This window comes from Actinoplanes nipponensis (assembly GCF_016862275.1).
Taxonomy (GTDB): Bacteria; Actinomycetota; Actinomycetes; order Mycobacteriales; family Micromonosporaceae; genus Actinoplanes; species Actinoplanes nipponensis.
Genome location: NZ_BOMQ01000047.1, coordinates 23428 through 40238 on the forward strand (window position 1 = coordinate 23428; position 16811 = coordinate 40238).

Here is a 16811-nt window from a genome sequence, read left to right on the forward strand (position 1 = left end):
CGACAGGAGGAGTTCCGATGAGCAAGGACGTCAAGGAAGCTACGGCGGAGACGCCGACGAAGAAGAAGTCCAAGAAGATGCTGATCATCATCGCCCTCGCCGTGGTGCTGCTCGGCGGCGGCGGCGCGGGCGTGTGGTTCTTCTTCCTCAAGGGCGACGCGGCCGAGGCCAAGGAGCCGGAGCCGGTCAAGGGCGCGGTCGTGGCGATCGAGGACACGATGACGATCAACCTGGCCGACGCGCACTACCTCAAGCTCGGCTTCGCGCTGCAGATGACCGAGGAGGCCGGCGAGGAGGAGATCGACCTCGCCGAGGCCCGGGACCTGGCGATCGACAACTACACCGGCAAGGAGATCGCCGAGCTGGAGACCGAGAAGGGCCGCCTCAAGGCCAAGGAGGAGCTCCTCGCCAAGATCGAGAAGGCCTACAACGTCGAGGACAAGCACCTGGTGATGGGCATCTACTTCACCTCCTTCGTCACCCAGTGACCCCCGCGATGGGCAGGTCCGCCGAGCGCGGATCTGCCCATTTCGCGTAGCGGCCGACAAAGCACGCTCCGCGGCTCAGCGGTTGCGCAACCGAGCCGATGAGGACGGCGTGACCACCTCTCCGACCCGGCCCCCCGGCAAGATGGCCCGGCGCGGCAACGCGGGCCCCACGACGTACGACTTCCGCAAGCCGATCAAGCTGTCCCGCGAGCACATCCGCACGCTGCAGATCGCCTTCGAGACGTACGCCCGCAGCTGCGGCACGCTGTTCACCACCCGGCTGCGCGTGGTCAGCAGCGTCTCGCTGGTCTCCATCGAGCAGCTCAACTACGACGAGTACATCTCGTCGCTGGCCAACCCCACCGTGATCGCGGTCGTGTCCATCGAGCCGCTCTCCGGCACGGTGCTGCTGGAGCTGTCCTCCTCGGCCGCGATGACCGCCATTGATCACATGCTGGGCGGACCCGGCGGGGCCCAGCCGGAGCGGCCGCTGACCGAGGTCGAGATGCCCCTGCTGCGCGGGCTGATGGAGCGGATGCTGGGCGAGCTGCGGTACGGCTTCGAGCAGCTCGTCGACATCTCCCCGAAGCTCAAGGAGATCGAGTACAACGCCCAGTTCCTGCGCGCGCACCAGCCGGGCGACGCGGTGGTGATCGCCTCGTTCGAGATGAAGATCGGCACCGAGGAGTGCGTGGCCAGCATCTGCCTGCCGTTCAGCACCATCCTGCCGGTGCTCGAGAAGCAGGAGACGATCGAGCTCACCGCGGCCGAGCGGATGATACGCGACAGCTCCCTGCGCAACCTCACGGCCGGACTTTCCGCGGCGCCGATTGACGTAGCTGTCCGATTCCAGCCCATCCGCATGCGCACCGATGACATTGTGGATCTACGTCCCGGTGATGTCGTGCCGCTGGTCCACCCGACCAGCTCGCCGCTCGAGGTCACAGTGAACGAGACCGTTTTCGCACATGCAGTACCCGGTAACCAGGGCGCCCGGCTGGCCTGCCTCGTCGTGCCGTCGCCCAAGGAGGAGCGCTGATGACCGCGCCGACGATCACCGACCCCCAGCTCGCGCTGGTCCGGAGCGCCGCCGAGGCGGCCCTGGCCGTGCTGCCGACGAGCCGGGAGCTGCTGGTCGGCGCGCCGGTGAGCGCGCGGGCCGACATGCTGACCACCGGGCAGGCGGTCACCGCCAAGTTCAGCGGGGCGGCCACCGGCGAGGTCGTCGTCGTGGTCGGGCAGGACCTGGCCGACGCGCTGAAGGAGAGCCCGCTCGGCGAGCTGGACCTGACCGCGGCCGTCCGGCCGGCGCTGGAGGCCGCGGCCCGCGCGTTCGGCCCGGTGGTGCTCGACCCGGGCCAGCTCATGGAGTCGGCCGTGGCGCTGAGCGCGATCGCCGCCAAGCCGGACGCCGTGGCCGTGCCGCTGCTCGACGGCGGAGACATCCGCGCCGTCATCGCCATGACGCTCACGCCGTGGCCCTCCGACGCGGCGCCCGGTGGCGTGGCCCGGCGCGGCGAGGGCGCGGCGCCGATGCGGGGCGGCCTGGACATGCTGCACGACGTCGAGATGGAGGTCTCGGCCGAGCTGGGCCGCACCCGGATGAGCGTGCGCGAGCTGCTCTCGCTCATCCCGGGAGCCATCGTGGAACTGGACCGCGCCGCCGGCAGCCCGGCCGACCTGCTGGTCAACGGCCGGCTGATCGCCCGCGGCGAGGTGGTCGTCATCGACGAGAACTTCGGCATCCGGATCACCGAGATCCTCGCGCCCGGCAGCGAACGGGAGTAACCCCTTGTTCGAACTCGTGCTGCGGATCGGCTTCTCCCTGCTGGTCGTCTTCGGCCTGATGTGGGGGCTGGCCCGGGTGGCGCGGCGCGGGGGCGTGGGCCGGCGCGGCTCGGGCAACCTCGCGGTGCTCACCCGGCAGACGCTGAGCCGCGGCTCGTCGGTGGCGGTCGTCCAGGTCGCGGACCGGGCGCTGATCCTGGGCGTCACCGACGCCCAGGTGAGCCTGCTGGGCGAGACCGATCTCGACGCGTTCGGCCACGAGCCGCACCCGCGGCCGGCGGCCCCGGCCGAGGGCGTGGCCCCGGCGGTGCATCCCACTGTGCTCCAGCACCACGGCGGCAAGCTGGACGGCTCGCTGCTGTCGCCGCGGACCTGGAGCTCGACCCTGGACTTCCTGCGTGACCGGACGACGAGGCGCTGACATGTGGCGGCGTACCCTGCTGATCCTGCTCTTCGCGCTGGGCGCGCTGGTGCCGGCCGCCGCGGCGCAGGCCGCGCCGCCGCAGCCCGTGCCGCAGCCGGCCGCGGTCGCCGTCGGCTACGAGTTGCCCCGGGCGCCGGGCCCCTCGGCCCCGGTCGCGCCCACGGTGACGCCCAGCGGCGGCGGCAGCATCAACTTCAACATCAACGGTACGAACCCCGACGGCAGCAAGCCGGCCTCCTCGCTGGTGATCGTGCTGGGGCTGACGCTGCTCTCGGTGGCCCCGGCCGTGCTGCTGCTCTGCACCTGCTTCACCAAGGTGTTCATGGTTCTCGGCATCACCCGCAACGCGCTCGGGCTGACCAGCCTGCCGCCCAACCAGGTGCTGGCCGGCCTGGCCCTGTTCATCAGCCTGTTCATCATGAGCCCGGTGGTGTCGCAGGTGAACGAGGTGGGCGTGCAGCCCTACCTGGCCGGCGACAAGACCCAGTCGCAGGCGTTCAACGACGGCGTCCGCCCGCTGCGCGAGTTCATGCTGAAGAGCACCCGCGAGGACGAGCTGGCCCTGCTGATCAAGGTGTCCGGGCAGCCGAAGCCGGCGACCCCGGCCGACGTCGAGCTCACCACGCTGATCCCGGCGTTCGTGCTGTCCGAGCTGCGCGCGGCGTTCATCATCGGCTTCGTCATCTTCATCCCGTTCCTCATCATCGACATGGTCGTCTCCGCGTCGCTGATGTCGCTGGGCATGATGATGCTGCCCCCGGTGACCGTGGCGATGCCGTTCAAGCTGCTGCTGTTCGTGCTGGTGAACGGCTGGGGGCTGATCATCACGGCGCTGGTCGGTTCGTACCGATGAACGCCGACCTGCCCATCGCCGAGCTGATCGCGGTCATGCTGGGCGCGGTGCGGGCCGGCGCGTGGCTGATGCTCTGCCCGCCGTTCAACTCGCGGCTCATCCCGGCGCAGGTCAAGGCGCTGCTCTCGGTCGGGCTGGCGCTGCCGATGGCGCCCTACCTGAGCGCTTCGGTGCCCTCGGTGCAGACCTCGGCGATCATCGCGAGCGCGGTGCTGCAGGTGTTCGTGGGGGCCGGGCTGGGCTTCATCACGTTCCTGTTCTTCGCGGCCATCCAGGCGGCCGGCGACCTGCTGGACGTCTTCGGCGGCTTCACCCTCGCGTCCGCGTACGACCCGTTGTCGCAGAACCAGAGCTCGGTCTTCGGGCGCTTCTACAACCTGGTGGCGGCCACGCTGCTGTTCGCCAGCGACGGCCACCAGCTCGTGCTGCGCGGGTTCCTGCAGTCGTACAAGACGCTGCCGCTGGACGCCACCTTCTCCCTGGAGACGTTCAGCAAGCTGCTCACCAGCGGCATCGGCGAGATGGTGATCGCCGCCGTGCAGATCGCCGGCCCGCTGATCGCCGTGCTGTTCCTCACCGATGTCGCCTTCGGCCTGCTCAACCGGGTCGCGCCCGCGCTGAACGCGTTCCAGCTGGGCTTCCCGGCGAAGATCTTCCTGCTGCTCACCCTGTCCGGCACCGCGATCGCGGTGCTGCCGAGGGCGCTGGACACGCTGATCGACAAGGCCGTCGTCGCGGTCGTCCGGCTGAGCGGGGGGTGATCCGTGGCCGGCGAGAAGACCGAACAGCCCACCCCGCAGAAGCTCAAGAAGGCCAAGCAGGAGGGCCAGATCGGGCGCAGCCAGGACATCGGCGCCTGGTTCGGCATGCTGGCCGCCAGCATCGTGCTGCCGCGCACGCTGGGCTCGACCATGCAGCACTCCCAGGAGCTGATGGCCAAGGTCCCGGACGTCATCGCCGACCCGGACCCGCAGGTGGCGATGGACATCCTCAAGGACGGCATGATGAGCGCCGCCTGGGCCGTGCTGCCGCTGGCGCTGACCATGATGGCCGTGGGCATCGCGGCGGCCGGCGCCCAGGGCGGCATCCGGGTCGCCACCAAGCTGTTCATCCCGAAGTTCAGCCGGCTCAACCCGCTGCCCGGCATCAAGAAGATGTTCGGCCCGCAGTCGCTCTGGGAGGGCACCAAGGCGCTGGTCAAGACCGGGGTGCTGGGCGGCGTGCTGTACCTGACGATGAAGGACATCGTGCCGCTGCTGATGACCGCGGGCCAGCTGCAGATCGGCGCGCTGCTCGGCGTGATCGACGACGCGGTGCTGTCGCTGATCCGGGCGGCCGCGGTGGCCGGCATCGTGATGGCCGCCGCCGACTACTTCGTGGTGCGCCGGCGCACCAACAAGCAGCTGCGGATGAGCAAGGAGGAGGTCAAGCAGGAGCACAAGAACACCGAGGGCGACCCGCACGTCAAGGGCCAGATCCGGGCCCGGCAGATGGCCATGGCCCGCAACCGGCAGATGGCCGACGTGCCGACCGCCGACGTGGTGCTGGTCAACCCCACCCACGTCGCCGTCGCTCTGCGGTACGACCCGGAGCGCGGCGCCCCCCGGGTGCTGGCCAAGGGCCGGGGCGCGACCGCCCAGAAGATCCGGGAGCTGGCCGCCGAGCACCGCATCCCGATGGTGCAGGACGTGCCGCTGGCCCGGGCCCTGGAGAAGAGCGTGGAGGTGGGGATGGAGATCCCGGCCGACTTCTACGGCGCGGTGGCCAAGGTGCTGGCGTTCGTGATGAGCCTGAAGGCCAAGGGATCGGCGGCTGGGGTCCATCGCCCCCCGAACCCGACCCCGGCGGTCGCATAGGACCATAGCCACAATCTGGGAGATTTACTCACATCATGCGCCCCACTGCGGGAGTATCAGCAAGTGGAGGGGGTGCTGTGAAAGACCGCAACCTCAGCAAGTTCGCCGTACCCATCGGGGTCATCGGCATCATCGTCATGATGGTCGTGCCCCTGCCGACCTTCCTGCTCGACCTGCTCATCGCCCTCAACATCACCGGCGCCCTGCTGATCCTGCTCGTCGCCATGTTCGTCCAGCGGCCGCTCGACTTCTCCGTCTTCCCGGCGCTGCTGCTGGTGGCCACCCTCTTCCGGCTGGCCCTCAACATCAGCGCCACCCGGCTGGTGCTGCGCGACGGCGACGCCGGCAAGGTCATCCACGCGTTCGGCAGCTTCGTGGTCGGCGGATCCCTGGTCATCGGCCTGGTGATCTTCCTGATCCTGATCATCGTGCAGATCGTGGTGGTCACCAAGGGCGCCGAGCGGGTCGCCGAGGTCGGCGCCCGCTTCACCCTGGACGCGATGCCCGGCAAGCAGATGGCGATCGACGCCGACCTCAACGCCGGCCTGATCGACGAGGCGCAGGCCAAGCAGCGCCGCGCCGACGTGGCCGCCGAGGCCGACTTCTACGGCGCGATGGACGGTGGCTCCAAGTTCGTCAAGGGCGACGCCATCGCCGCGATCATCATCACGGTGATCAACCTGGTCGGCGGCTTCGCGATCGGCATGCTCCAGGAGGGCATGTCCCCGGCGGACGCGATGAACCACTACAGCCTGCTGACCGTCGGCGACGGCCTGGTCTCGCAGATCCCCGCCCTGCTGCTGTCGGTGGCCACCGGTCTGATCACCACCCGCTCGGCCACCACCGGCGACATGGGCAGCAGCGTCACCAGCCAGCTCAGCCAGAACAAGCTCGCGCTGCGCATCGCCGGCGGCGCCGCGCTCGGCCTGTGCGTCATCCCCGGCCTGCCCAAGGTCCCGTTCCTGCTGATCGGCGCGACCGTGCTGCTGATCGCCCAGCGGATCAAGGACCCGGCGCCGGAGGCCGAGGGGACCCCGGCGGCCGAGCTGGACCGGCCCGCCCCGGACTCCCCCGAGCAGCTGCTCGGCGAGATGCGCGTCGACCCGCTGGAGCTGGCGCTCTCCCCCGACCTGGTCGACCTGGTCGACTCCAACGGCGGCGACCTGCTGGACCGGGTCCGGGCCCTGCGCCGCAAGATGGCCCTGGAGCTGGGCATGGTCATGCCGCCCGTGCGGACCCGCGACGACCTCGACCTGCCGCTGTCGTCGTACGCGATCCGGATCAGCGGCGTCGACGCCGGCAGCGGGCAGGCCCCGCCCGGCACCGTGCTGGCCATCGGCGACGGCCTGCAGGCGCTGCCCGGCCGGGCCGGCGTCGAGCCGGTCTTCGGGCTGGCCGGCAAGTGGGTCCCGGCCGAGCTGCACTACCAGGCGGAACTGTCCGGCGCGACGGTCGTGGACCGGGCCTCGGTGATCATCACGCACCTGGCCGAGATCGTCCGGCAGAACGCCAGCCGGCTGCTCGGCCGCGAGGACGTGCGGTCGCTGACCGAGATGGTCAAGCGCACCAACCCCGTGGTGGTCGAGGAGCTGACCCCGTCGCTGCTCAGCCTGGGCCAGATCCAGCGGGTGCTGCAGGCGCTGCTCGACGAGGGCGTGCCGATCCGCGACCTGGTCCGGATCTTCGAGTCGCTGTCGCTGCGCGCCAAGGTGTCCGCCGACCACGACGGCCTGGTCGAGGCGGCCCGGGCCGCCTTGGGCCCGGCCATCGCCGCGCAGTACGCCGCCGGTGGCCGGCTCACCGTCATCACGCTCGAACCGATGCTCGAGCAGGGCCTGCTCGAGTCGCTGCGGCCCAGCGAGACCGGCGCCTTCATGGCGATCGACGGCATGCGCGCCGAGGCGATCGTCACCGAGGCCGGCCGGCTCGTCGAGGCCGCCGAACAGCAGGGCATCACCCCGGTGCTGGCCTGCTCACCGCAGCTGCGGCTGCCACTGATGCGTCTCCTGCGCGCGGGATCCCACCGCGTGCAGGTGCTGTCCTATTCCGAGATCTCCGGTTCCACCGCACAGATCGAGACCATGGGGGTGGTGAACGGTGCCTACGCGGGTGCTGCTTGAGGGTCCGGCCATCGAGCCGTTGCTGGCGCAGGTGCGCGACGAGTACGGCTCCTCAGTCCGGATCATCTCGGCCGACAAGGTCCGTAGCGGTGGCTTCGGCGGTTTCTTCGCCAAGCAACACTACGAGCTGTCGGTCGAGGTTCCCGACGCCGAAGAACGTATGGACGTGCCACGCCGACCGCCGGCGGCCGAAGAGCCGCCGCAGACGCTGGAACAGTTGCTGGCCCGGGCCGAGTCCCGGGACCGGATCACGCCGGACGGCGCCCCGCCCACCGACCGGCTCGCCGGCCGGGACGCGGGGATGGGCGACGCGGAGGCCGCGGTGGGCCGTCCCGGCCTCGGCGCCGGCCAGCCGGGCGCCGCCGGGCGGGCCGCGGCCGACCCGGGCGCCGCCTTCGCGGAACTGATGGCCGGCCTGGACAAGGCCGACACCAACCCGTGGGGGCGGCCGAGCCCGCGGGGACAGGGCGCCGACACCGAGCGGCCGGACGGGCCGACGGTACGGCCGTTCCGCCCGGCGCAGGCCACCGGCTCCCCGGTCAACGGCGGCCACTCGGGCACCCGCCCGCTGCCGCCCGTACCGTCGCTCGCGGAGCTCATGGGCGGTCTCGGGGTGAGCGACGCGCCGGCCTACCCGTCGAACGCGGCCGCGAACCGGGCCGCGCAGAACCCGGCGCCGCCCCGCACCGCGGCCGCGGCGTACGGGCTGGTGCCGACCTCGCCCGCGCCGGCCGGCAACGGGCTGGCCGAGACGCTGGCCGGGCTCGGGCTGGGGGCGCCCGCCGCCCCGGCCGGGCCGGCCGTGCACGCCACGACGACGTCCCAGTCGCCGGCCGTGCTGCGGCCGATGCAGGCCGATCCGGTGCAGCAGAACCTGATGCGGGTCGGCATGCCGGCGGAGCTGGCCGCGCAGATCGTCGGCGGGGACACCTACGCCGGGGTGCTCAGCGTGCTGGCCTCCCGGCCCGGCGCCCCACCGGTGCCGGACGCGCCCGGCGAGATCCTGGTGCTCTGCGGGGACGTGGACCACGCGCTGCCGATCGGCCGCAAGCTCTGCGAGCAGGCCGGGATCGACCAGGCCCACCTCATGCTGGGCGGCCCCACCGCCGCCGGTACCGGCATGCACTCCTCGCGGGTGCTCGGGGATCCGCCGGTCGCCGCGGGCAAGGCCGAGCGGCTGCAGAGCGCCGACCACGCCTGGATCGTGGTGGTCGACGCGCCGGTCGGGGGCACCGACCCGATCTACGTCAGCGACATGTGCGACGCGCTCGGCGCCACCGCCGTCTGGGCGGTCGTGGACGCGACCCGCAAGACCGCCGACACCGCGCGGCACCTGCGGACGCTCGGCGAGGTGGAGGCGCTGGTCGTGCACAGCGTCGACATCACCGCGGACCCCGCCACCGTGCTGGGCCTGGACCTGCCGATCGTGTCGCTGGACGGCAAGCCCGCCACCCCGCACGCCTGGGCCGCCATGCTCTGCGCCCGGATCGCGGCGGACGTGGTGCCGATGGCGGCCCTGCCGCGGCGGCCCGCCCGGGGCCGGTAGCCCGTGATCCGGCCCTCCGTCCTGCTGTTCGCGGTGCTGATGAGCGCACCGGCGCTGTACCGCTACGTCACCGACGAGGTCGACATCAGCCAGGTGCTGATCCGCTTCCTCATCGCCGTGCCGATCGCCGCGGTCCTGCTCGCCGGGTTGCGCTTCGTCACCGCCGGGTACGGCCGGACGGAGGAGCCGGGCACCCCCACGACGCCGTCGCCGGGCGGCGCCGCGGAAAGCCGGCCGGGTCCCTCATGAGGACCGTTTGTGCAGTTCAGGCCGGGGTAGTCGGCGGTTCGTGACTGCTGTGGACAATCGGACCGTCGCGCGGTGCACGATGGTCGTCATCGGCCTGGTGCTGGCGACGGTGCTGCTGCTCACCCTGGCCTACGAGACCCGCCGGGTGCTGACCTGGATCGTCATCGCGGTGTTCTTCGCGGTGGCGCTGCATCCGGCGGTCAGCCTGCTCGACCGCCGGATCGGCTGGATGCGCCGGTGGCTGGCCACGCTGCTGGTCTTCCTCCTGGCCTTCGCCTTCATCGCCGGCCTGGTCACGGTGTTCGTCATCCCGCTGGTGCGCGAGGGCACCCAGCTGGCCGACGACCTGCCGGCGCTGATCGCGGACATCCGGGCCGGCCGGGGCCCGGTCGGCGACCTGGCGGAACGCTTCCACGTGCTCGACTACGCGCAGAGCCACTCCGCGCAGATCCGCGGCTACCTCTCCGGGCTGGGCGCGCCCACCCTCGCCGCCCTGCAGGGCGCGGCCACCGGGGTCGCGGGGGCGCTGACGGTCTTCGTGCTCTCCTACCTGATGGTGCTCGAGGCCCCGAAGGTGATCAGCGGGTTCCTGGCGCTGTTCCCGGAGCACCGGGCCGAGCGCATCCGCCGGGTCAGCCACGACTGCGCCCGGACGGTGACCGGGTACATCACCGGCAACCTGTTGATCAGCCTGATCTGCGGGCTGCTGACGTACCTGGTGCTGGCCGTGCTGGGGGTGCCGTTCGCCGGGCTGATCGCGCTGTTCGTGGGCCTGGCCGATCTGATCCCGCTGGTCGGGGCGACGCTCGGCGCGGTGGTCGCGGTGCTGGCCGCGTTCACCGACTCGGTGGTCTCCGGCCTGGTCGTGCTGGCCTTCTTCGTGCTCTACCAGCAGTTGGAGAACCACCTGCTGCAGCCGCTCATCTTCGCCCGGACCGTGCAGCTCAATCCGCTCACCGTGTTGCTGGCGATCCTGATCGGGGTGGAGCTGGCCGGCATCCTCGGCGCGCTGCTGGCCATCCCGGTGGCCGGCATCCTGCAGATCATCGCCCGCGACATCTGGGACACCCGGAGGGGCCGGCTCAAGCCGGAGCCGACCGTCGGCGAGGACCGGACGACGGCGCCCGACCCGGCCTGACGGCGCGGCCCACCACCTGGGCCACACCGTGCGCCTGCGGCGCATCCGGTCGATGGACGACCCCACGGCCGTCTTCACCCGTCCCCCGACACGCTTGACGAGTGGTTAACATTTCCGTTTTGACCGCATATGTTACCTCCGGCTCGACTGCCCACCGGAGGTGAACCGTGCCCACTGATCGCCCGATCATCGTCGTCGGCTGCCCGCGCTCGGGCACCACGATGCTCCAGCTCATGCTGCACGCCCACCCGCGCATCGCGATCCCGCCCGAGACCCGCTTCGTGCTGGCGGTCTACGCCGAACGCCGGACCTTCGGCGACCTGACGGTGGCGGCCAACCGGCGCGCGCTGGCCCGCCGGATCGTCGACCGTCCGGAGACCCGCTTCGGCGACCTCGGCCTCGACCCCGAGGACGTGGTCGAGCGGATCGCGGCCGGTCCGGGCACGCTCGGCTCGGCGCTGGGCACGGTCTTCCAGCGGTACGCGGCCCGTTTCGGCAAGCCCCGCTGGGGTGACAAGCGGCCGGCGTACCTGCACAACGTCGACATGCTGCTGCGGCTCTTCCCGGACGCGCAGTTCATCAACATCGTCCGGGACGGCCGGGACTGCGTGGCCTCGCTGAAGGAGATGTCCTGGCACCGCAAGGACATCTACGCCACCGTCGCCGCCTGGGCGCGCGCGGTCGACGACGCCCGCCGGGCCGCCCGGCGCCTCGGCCCGGACCAGTGGCACGAGGTGCGGTACGAGGACCTCGTGACCGACCCGCACGGCCGGCTCGCCGCCGTGTGCGCGTACCTGGGTGAGAAGTACGACCCGGCGATGGCGGAGCCGTCCGCGGTGGCGCGGGTCGCGGTGCCGTCGTTCAAGACGTGGCACGCGCTGACCCACGCGCCGGTGACCACCGGCCGGGTGCAGAGCTGGGCGACCCGGCTGGACCCGGAGGAGATCGCGCTCTGCGAGGCCGCGCTCGGCAGCCGGCTGGTGGCCGGCGGCTACGAGCTGTCCGGCACGGCCCGCCCGGCCCCGGCCGAGCTGCTGCGGTACGGCTGGACGGCCGCGCCGCAACGCCTGGCGCCGGCCCGCCGCGGGCTGAGCCGGGCCGCGAGCCGGCTACGCCCCGGCCGGCGCGTGGCCTACGTGCCGGGGACGGTGCTGGCGCAGCGCGGCGCCTCGGAGCCGCACGCGGCGAGCGACCGGATCGACGCCGGACGGCCGTGACCGGGCGCCGTGGCGCCCGGTCCGGCCCGGTCCGGCGCGCCGGGGTCAGGCGATCGACAGGGAGAGCTTGCCCTTGCCGTACCGGGCCACCTCGACCGTGAGGTCCAGGCGCTTGCCCAGGGCGAGCAGGTGCGCGCGGGCATCGTTCGGGATGTCCATCCCGGGGTAGATGACCTGGTAGAGCTTGACGTGCGGCGCCCCCTCCCGGTTGAGCAGGCTGGTCAGCACGTTGCAGAGCTCGAAGACGTTCTCGGCCAGGTTCGGGAAGAGCGTCTTCTCCTCGATGCTGTCTTCGGCGGCGCCGGCCGGGAGCAGGCCCAGCGCGGCCCCCGCGTTGGCCGCCAGCGCCAGCTGCATGCCGAGCACCGCGTAGAGCTGCTGCGACGTGTCCGTGTAGACGGCGAGCACAGCGGTGGGCAGGTCGCTCGCCGTCATGGGGTCGCCCGGCGAGACGTTCACGTCCCGGCCGAGCAGATCCTCGAAGAGGTTGCGGACGGTGAGGGCGACGGGGATAACCGAGGTGTCAGACATATGTATATCATCCCAAAATAGGAGAGAAGACCTCGTCGAAACGTTCCGCTGTGAAGGGCTTGACGATGAAGAACGCCGAGCCGGCGGCCTCCGCCGCCTGTTGCATCTCCGGCGTGCACTCCGAGGTCACGAAGCCGAACTTCACGTTGTTGCCGGCCGCCCGCAGCTTGCGCAGCACCTCGATGCCGGTCATCTCCGGCATGTTCCAGTCCGAGATCACCAGGTCCGGCTTCTCGGCCACCGCGATGTCCACGGCCTGCTGACCGTCCGCGGCCTCGACCAGGTCGTGGTCACCGAAACCGGCCTGCCGCAGGGTCCGGGTCACGATCTGGCGCATCACCCGGCTGTCGTCAGCGATCAGGATCTTCATGCGCTTGCCTCCTGCTTCACGCTCTGCCACATGGAGATGGACACCGGCTCACCGGCCCAGGTGCCGTACAGGCCGCTGATCCGCTCGGCCGCCGGGTAGTACGAGGCCGTGTCGGGCGCCAGCACCACGGTCGGCAGCGACAGGAAGCACCCGGCCGGGAGCATCGCCTTGACATTGCCGCCGACGATGTTGGCCAGCTCCCCGAGCACGTCGGAGATGTCCTCCTGGCCGACCTCGTCGGGCTCCATGGCCAGGAACGCCGCGGCCGCCCGCGTGGCCGCCTGCACCGACGAGGCGTAGACGAGGTGGCCGTGCCAGCTGCCGGTGATGGAGACCGTCGAGTGCACCTCGGTCGGCTGCTTGACCTCACCGTTCTGCACCAGCGGGCTCACCCCCTCGGGATCGAGGTACGACACCCACACCTGCTCCACCATCTCGGCGAGGTCTCCCTCGGTCACCACGGGTTCGCTCATGAGTTCGCTCCGGTCGGGACGAGGCCCAGCAGGGCCAACTTTTCGATCATCGCGCCCTCCGTGAAGGGCTTGATCACGTATTCGTGGGCGCCCGCGGCGAGGGCCCGGACGATCTGGCTCTGCTCGCTCTCGGTCGTGACCATGACCAGCGTCATCTCGCGCAACCGGGGCTCGGCGCGCACCTTCGTCACGAACTCGAGCCCGTTCATGTTGGGCATGTTCCAGTCGATGAGGGCCAACTCCGGCACCTCGGTCATCGTGGCCAGCAGGTCGAGGGCCTCCTGGCCGTCACCGGCCTCGACCGCGTCGAAATTCAGCTTGGCGACGATGCGCTTGAGAATCATCCGCATCGCCCGGGAATCGTCGATCACCATGGCACGCACCGCAGCTCACCCCTTCCTCGCGGCGCCGGCGGGCGCCGCGCTCCGCACTCGATAGGCAGAGGTCCGGCCGGCCGCCACCCGTTCGTAGTTGTCATCGATGCCGATGGTCGTCTCGGCCGCGCCGAGAAACAGCCAGCCGTCCGGCCGCAGCAGCCGGGCGACGTTGCGCAGCACCGACTTCTTCGTCGCGACGTCGAAGTAGATGAGCACGTTGCGCAGGAAGATCACGTCGAACGGCGGCATCGCCGGCAACGGCGCGGTCAGGTTCATCAGCTTGAACGACACGTTGCGCCGCAGCCCCGGGGTGATCCGCCAGTGCGCGCCGGACCGCTCGAAGTACTGCACCAGCTGGGCCGCCGGCAGCCCCCGGTTGACCTCGACCTGGCTGTACTCGGCCGCCTCGGCCCGCTTGATCATCTCGGTGGAGATGTCGCTGCCCACGATCTCGTACGACCACCCGGCCGGCAGGTTCTCCTGCAACGTGATGGCCAGGCTGTACGCCTCCTGACCGCTGGAGCTGGCCGCCGACCAGAGCCGGATCGTGCGGTTGGCGCCCCGGGTCCGTACCAGCTCCGGCAGCACGACGTCGGTCAGCGCGGAGAACGGCTCCCGGTCCCGGAACCACGAGGTCTCGTTGGTGGTCAGCGCGTCCACGATGCGCCGCTGGTCGGCCGGGTTGGGCCGGCGCTGGAGATTGGCCAGGAACTCCCCGACGCTGGCCGCGCCGACCTGGCGGGCCACCGGGATCAGCCGCGCCTCGACCAGGTACTCCTTGCCTGGGGCGAGCACGATGGCGGCCTCCCGGCGCACCATGGCGGAGACGAACGCGAAGTCGGCGGCCGAGAGCGTCATCGGGTCACCGCCGCCGGGCGCGTGACGCGGCCGGTCTGGAGCCGCTGCATCAGCGCCCCCGCGATCCGGTCCAGCGGCAGCACCTCGTCGGCCAGCCCCGCGCCGACCACCGCGCCGGGCATGCCCCAGACCACCGAGCTGGCCTCGTCCTGCGCCAGGATCGCGGCACCCGCGTCACGCAGCACCTTCGCACCACCCCGTCCGTCGTATCCCATACCGGTCAGCACCGCGGCGAACGCCGAGGCCCCGTAGAGCGCGGCCACCGATCGGAACATCACATCGACCGCCGGACGGCACGAGTTCTCCGGCGGAGCGCCGCTGAGCTGGGTCAGCGTCGCGGTGCTCCGGCGCTGGAGCACGAGGTGCCGGTCGCCGGGGGCGATGTAGACGGTGCCGGGCGCCAGCTCCATCCCGTCGGTCGCCTCGACCACGTGCAGGGCCGTGCTGCGGTCGAGACGCTCGGCGAACATCCGGGTGAAGACCGGCGGCATGTGCTGGGTCACCACCACCGGCACCGGCAGGTCCGCGGGCAGCGCCTGGAGCACCTTGGTCAGCGCGTCCGGGCCGCCGGTGGAGGAGCCGATCGCCAGGATGTCGACGCGGCCGAGCGGGCCGGCGCGGCGGGCCGGTCCGGCCGCCACGGGGGCGCCGGGACGGGCGGGCGCCAGGCCCGGCCGGCCGGGCACCGGTCCGCCCGGGCGTCCGGCGGCCGGTGGCGCCAGCCCGGGGCGCCCCGGCACGGGGCCGGGTCGTCCCGGCGCGGATCCGGGCCGCGTCGGCGTCCCGGGAGTGCGGCGGCCGGCCAGCGCGTGGATCTTGGGTACCAGCTGGTCCCGGACGGCCGCGATGGACTCGGCGATCGAGCCGACGTTGCTCGGCTTGGTGACGTAGTCGGTGGCCCCGGCGGACAGCGCCTCCAGCGTCGCGCTCGCCCCGGCCGCCGACAGCGTGCTGAACATGATCACCGGCAGCTGCTTGTGCCGCTTGCGCAGCTCCCGGACGGCGGCGATGCCGTCCATCTGCGGCATCTCGATGTCCATCGTGACCACGTCGGGCTTGAGCTGATCGATCTTCGCCTGGGCCAGCAGCCCGTTGGCGGCGGTGCCGACCACCTCGATGCCCTGCGCGCCGGTGAGCGAGTCGACGATCAGCCGGCGGACGACCACCGAGTCGTCGACGACCAGGACCTTGATCATGAAGTCACCGCGCCCTTCACCCGAGCCACGCCGGGCCGAGCGCCGCGACCACCGGCGCGAGCAGCCGGTGGGCCGTGGCGGTGTCCAGCAGGTCCCGGACGACCAGGGCCTGCACCGCGCCGCTGAGCATGTTCCAGACGCCGCCCGCGCGGTCGGCCAGCGGGATCGCCGCCGTGTCGACGGCCTGCACGAGCAGCATCTGGGCGGCCGCGGCCGTCCGCACCCGGTCCGACAGGTACGCCGCCCACGACGCCGAGTGCACCGCCGGGGACCACCCCCCGGCGTTGCGCCGCGCGTCCTCCGCGGACTGCAACAGCCGGGTCAGGTCGTTGGCCCGGATCGAGCGCAACCGGTCGAGCAGGGCCGACACCGCGTAGTGGTGCGGGCCCAGGTCGATCGGTTTGCCGGCGGGCAGCTTGCGCAACGCCGACACCCAGCCGGCGCCGAGCATCCGGCGGGTCGTGTCGTCCAGCACCTCGCGCAGATAGCTGGCCACGGCGGCGTCGCAGAGCAGGCCCGTCGCCGCGGCGGCGGCCTCGCTCTGGGTCGCGTCGCGGCCGGCGCCGTGCCAGGTCCAGGCCATCACGTCGTAGCGCAGGCAGGTGAGCAGCGAGTCCACCGATCCGATGGGGGCCCGCTCGACCAGCGCCAGCGAGCTGGCCGGGTCGTCGGCCTTGAGGCCCTTCAGCGACGGCATCCGGCGCGCCGCGCTCTCCACCTCGACCCAGAGCGGCCCGCGGACACCCTCGTCGGGCAGCCGCTCGGCCAGCACCGGCAGGTCCCCGACGCTGAGGCGCAGGGCGCGCAACAGCACCTCGGCGGTCGCCGACCCGCCGCCGAGGCGGGTCAGGTCGAAGCCGAGGACGGGGGCGCTGACGAGGCTGTACATCAGGTGGTGGCTCGATACGTGTCGACAGCCTGGTTCACGTCCAGGGCCAGCATCAGCCGCCCGTCCATCTTGAACGTTCCGGTGACCAGCTCGCGGGTCGGGCCGCTGAGCGTGTCCGGCGGCCCCTCGAACGCCTCGTCGTCGAGGTCCACGACCTCGCCGATCCGGTCCACCAGCAGGCTGACCGGCTCGCCGTCGCCGCGCAGGATCACGTTCATCACCGGGCCCTGCATGGCCTGGCGGACCAGGCCGAGCTGGACCCGCAGGTCGACCGCGGCGATCACCTGCCCGCGCAGGTTGAACAGCCCGCCGACGGCCGGCGGGGCCAGCGGCACGGGGGTGTACTCGTTGTACGAGAGCACCTCCTGCACGGTGTGCACCTCGACCCCGAAGAGCTGGTCGGCCACCTCGAAGGTGGCGAACTGACGGCTCGCCATG

20 protein-coding genes are annotated in these 16811 nt (G+C 71.7%); 12 read left to right on the forward strand and 8 right to left on the reverse strand.

All coding sequences use genetic code 11. The annotated features are described in order from the left end of the window. Window positions 1-17 precede the first annotated feature (17 nt). The 12 genes from Ani05nite_RS19385 to Ani05nite_RS19440 all read left to right on the forward strand — a co-directional run bounded on the left by Ani05nite_RS19385 (window position 18) and on the right by Ani05nite_RS19440 (window position 11679). Entirely contained in the window at window positions 18-488 is a 471-nt protein-coding gene (locus Ani05nite_RS19385) for a flagellar basal body-associated FliL family protein (RefSeq protein ID WP_203770086.1), read from the forward strand. Window positions 489-597: 109 nt separating this feature from the next. Next, on the forward strand, window positions 598-1527 hold the full coding sequence (locus Ani05nite_RS19390) for a flagellar motor switch protein FliM (protein ID WP_239130310.1): 930 nt from the start codon (window positions 598-600) through the stop codon (window positions 1525-1527). After that, the gene (gene fliN, locus Ani05nite_RS19395; protein ID WP_203770087.1) at window positions 1527-2276 is read left to right on the forward strand and encodes a flagellar motor switch protein FliN; all 750 of its coding nucleotides are present in this window, start codon (window positions 1527-1529) and stop codon (window positions 2274-2276) included. The genes Ani05nite_RS19390 and fliN overlap by 1 nt, the downstream gene beginning before the upstream one ends. A 4-nt stretch (window positions 2277-2280) precedes the next feature. Next, window positions 2281-2697 (forward strand): flagellar biosynthetic protein FliO, encoded by a 417-nt coding sequence (gene fliO / locus Ani05nite_RS19400; RefSeq protein WP_203770088.1) that lies wholly within the window; start codon window positions 2281-2283, stop codon window positions 2695-2697. Continuing rightward, window positions 2675-3553, forward strand: coding sequence for a flagellar type III secretion system pore protein FliP (fliP, locus tag Ani05nite_RS19405; RefSeq protein WP_239130323.1), 879 nt, complete (start codon window positions 2675-2677; stop codon window positions 3551-3553). The genes fliO and fliP overlap by 23 nt, the downstream gene beginning before the upstream one ends. After that, window positions 3550-4314: a flagellar biosynthetic protein FliR gene (locus tag Ani05nite_RS19410; protein ID WP_203770089.1), complete on the forward strand. Its 765-nt coding sequence runs from the start codon at window positions 3550-3552 to the stop codon at window positions 4312-4314. The genes fliP and Ani05nite_RS19410 overlap by 4 nt, the downstream gene beginning before the upstream one ends. A gap of 3 nt (window positions 4315-4317) precedes the next feature. Further along, window positions 4318-5409 (forward strand): EscU/YscU/HrcU family type III secretion system export apparatus switch protein, encoded by a 1092-nt coding sequence (locus Ani05nite_RS19415; protein ID WP_203770090.1) that lies wholly within the window; start codon window positions 4318-4320, stop codon window positions 5407-5409. Window positions 5410-5486: 77 nt separating this feature from the next. Continuing rightward, entirely contained in the window at window positions 5487-7529 is a 2043-nt protein-coding gene (gene flhA / locus Ani05nite_RS19420) for a flagellar biosynthesis protein FlhA (protein ID WP_203770092.1), read from the forward strand. Next, the gene (locus Ani05nite_RS19425) at window positions 7519-9075 is read left to right on the forward strand and encodes a hypothetical protein (protein WP_203770094.1); all 1557 of its coding nucleotides are present in this window, start codon (window positions 7519-7521) and stop codon (window positions 9073-9075) included. Before flhA ends, Ani05nite_RS19425 begins: the two co-directional genes overlap by 11 nt. Window positions 9076-9078: 3 nt before the next feature. Continuing rightward, window positions 9079-9324 (forward strand): hypothetical protein, encoded by a 246-nt coding sequence (locus Ani05nite_RS19430; protein WP_203770096.1) that lies wholly within the window; start codon window positions 9079-9081, stop codon window positions 9322-9324. A 49-nt stretch (window positions 9325-9373) separates the two neighbouring features. After that, the gene (locus Ani05nite_RS19435) at window positions 9374-10462 is read left to right on the forward strand and encodes an AI-2E family transporter (protein ID WP_239130326.1); all 1089 of its coding nucleotides are present in this window, start codon (window positions 9374-9376) and stop codon (window positions 10460-10462) included. A 167-nt stretch (window positions 10463-10629) separates the two neighbouring features. Beyond that, a complete protein-coding gene (locus Ani05nite_RS19440) occupies window positions 10630-11679 on the forward strand; it encodes a sulfotransferase family protein (protein ID WP_203770098.1) in 1050 nt (349 codons plus the stop codon). Window positions 11680-11724: 45 nt separating this feature from the next. Here Ani05nite_RS19440 and Ani05nite_RS19445 read toward each other — a convergent pair whose 3' ends face one another. The 8 genes from Ani05nite_RS19445 to Ani05nite_RS19480 are packed head-to-tail and all read right to left on the reverse strand — an operon-like array spanning window position 11725 to window position 16810. Further along, window positions 11725-12210, reverse strand: coding sequence for a hypothetical protein (locus Ani05nite_RS19445; protein WP_203770100.1), 486 nt, complete (start codon window positions 12208-12210; stop codon window positions 11725-11727). A gap of 7 nt (window positions 12211-12217) precedes the next feature. Then, entirely contained in the window at window positions 12218-12580 is a 363-nt protein-coding gene (locus Ani05nite_RS19450) for a response regulator (protein WP_203770102.1), read from the reverse strand. Continuing rightward, on the reverse strand, window positions 12577-13053 hold the full coding sequence (locus Ani05nite_RS19455; protein ID WP_203770104.1) for a chemotaxis protein CheX: 477 nt from the start codon (window positions 13051-13053) through the stop codon (window positions 12577-12579). Before Ani05nite_RS19455 ends, Ani05nite_RS19450 begins: the two co-directional genes overlap by 4 nt. Beyond that, window positions 13050-13427, reverse strand: a complete 378-nt coding sequence (locus tag Ani05nite_RS19460) for a response regulator (protein WP_239130329.1) — start codon at window positions 13425-13427, stop codon at window positions 13050-13052. Before Ani05nite_RS19460 ends, Ani05nite_RS19455 begins: the two co-directional genes overlap by 4 nt. Window positions 13428-13442: 15 nt before the next feature. Then, a complete protein-coding gene (locus tag Ani05nite_RS19465) occupies window positions 13443-14288 on the reverse strand; it encodes a CheR family methyltransferase (RefSeq protein WP_203770108.1) in 846 nt (281 codons plus the stop codon). Then, window positions 14285-15484, reverse strand: a complete 1200-nt coding sequence (locus Ani05nite_RS19470; protein ID WP_203770109.1) for a protein-glutamate methylesterase/protein-glutamine glutaminase — start codon at window positions 15482-15484, stop codon at window positions 14285-14287. Before Ani05nite_RS19470 ends, Ani05nite_RS19465 begins: the two co-directional genes overlap by 4 nt. A 16-nt stretch (window positions 15485-15500) precedes the next feature. Then, on the reverse strand, window positions 15501-16373 hold the full coding sequence (locus tag Ani05nite_RS19475; protein ID WP_203770110.1) for a hypothetical protein: 873 nt from the start codon (window positions 16371-16373) through the stop codon (window positions 15501-15503). Next, window positions 16373-16810: a chemotaxis protein CheW gene (locus tag Ani05nite_RS19480; RefSeq protein WP_125812421.1), complete on the reverse strand. Its 438-nt coding sequence runs from the start codon at window positions 16808-16810 to the stop codon at window positions 16373-16375. Before Ani05nite_RS19480 ends, Ani05nite_RS19475 begins: the two co-directional genes overlap by 1 nt. Between the last annotated feature and the right edge of the window lies 1 nt (window position 16811).

Coding starts and splice junctions, on each gene's coding strand:
- fliN (WP_203770087.1), top strand. CDS start 1,527: ATGACCGCGCCGACGATCACCGACCCCCAGCTCGCGCTGGTCCGGAGC.
- Ani05nite_RS19445 (WP_203770100.1), bottom strand. CDS start 12,210: ATGTCTGACACCTCGGTTATCCCCGTCGCCCTCACCGTCCGCAACCTC.
- Ani05nite_RS19460 (WP_239130329.1), bottom strand. CDS start 13,427: ATGGTGATCGACGATTCCCGGGCGATGCGGATGATTCTCAAGCGCATC.
- Ani05nite_RS19465 (WP_203770108.1), bottom strand. CDS start 14,288: ATGACGCTCTCGGCCGCCGACTTCGCGTTCGTCTCCGCCATGGTGCGC.
- Ani05nite_RS19475 (WP_203770110.1), bottom strand. CDS start 16,373: ATGTACAGCCTCGTCAGCGCCCCCGTCCTCGGCTTCGACCTGACCCGC.
- Ani05nite_RS19470 (WP_203770109.1), bottom strand. CDS start 15,484: ATGATCAAGGTCCTGGTCGTCGACGACTCGGTGGTCGTCCGCCGGCTG.
- Ani05nite_RS19385 (WP_203770086.1), top strand. CDS start 18: ATGAGCAAGGACGTCAAGGAAGCTACGGCGGAGACGCCGACGAAGAAG.
- Ani05nite_RS19410 (WP_203770089.1), top strand. CDS start 3,550: ATGAACGCCGACCTGCCCATCGCCGAGCTGATCGCGGTCATGCTGGGC.
- Ani05nite_RS19450 (WP_203770102.1), bottom strand. CDS start 12,580: ATGAAGATCCTGATCGCTGACGACAGCCGGGTGATGCGCCAGATCGTG.
- Ani05nite_RS19480 (WP_125812421.1), bottom strand. CDS start 16,810: ATGGCGAGCCGTCAGTTCGCCACCTTCGAGGTGGCCGACCAGCTCTTC.
- Ani05nite_RS19455 (WP_203770104.1), bottom strand. CDS start 13,053: ATGAGCGAACCCGTGGTGACCGAGGGAGACCTCGCCGAGATGGTGGAG.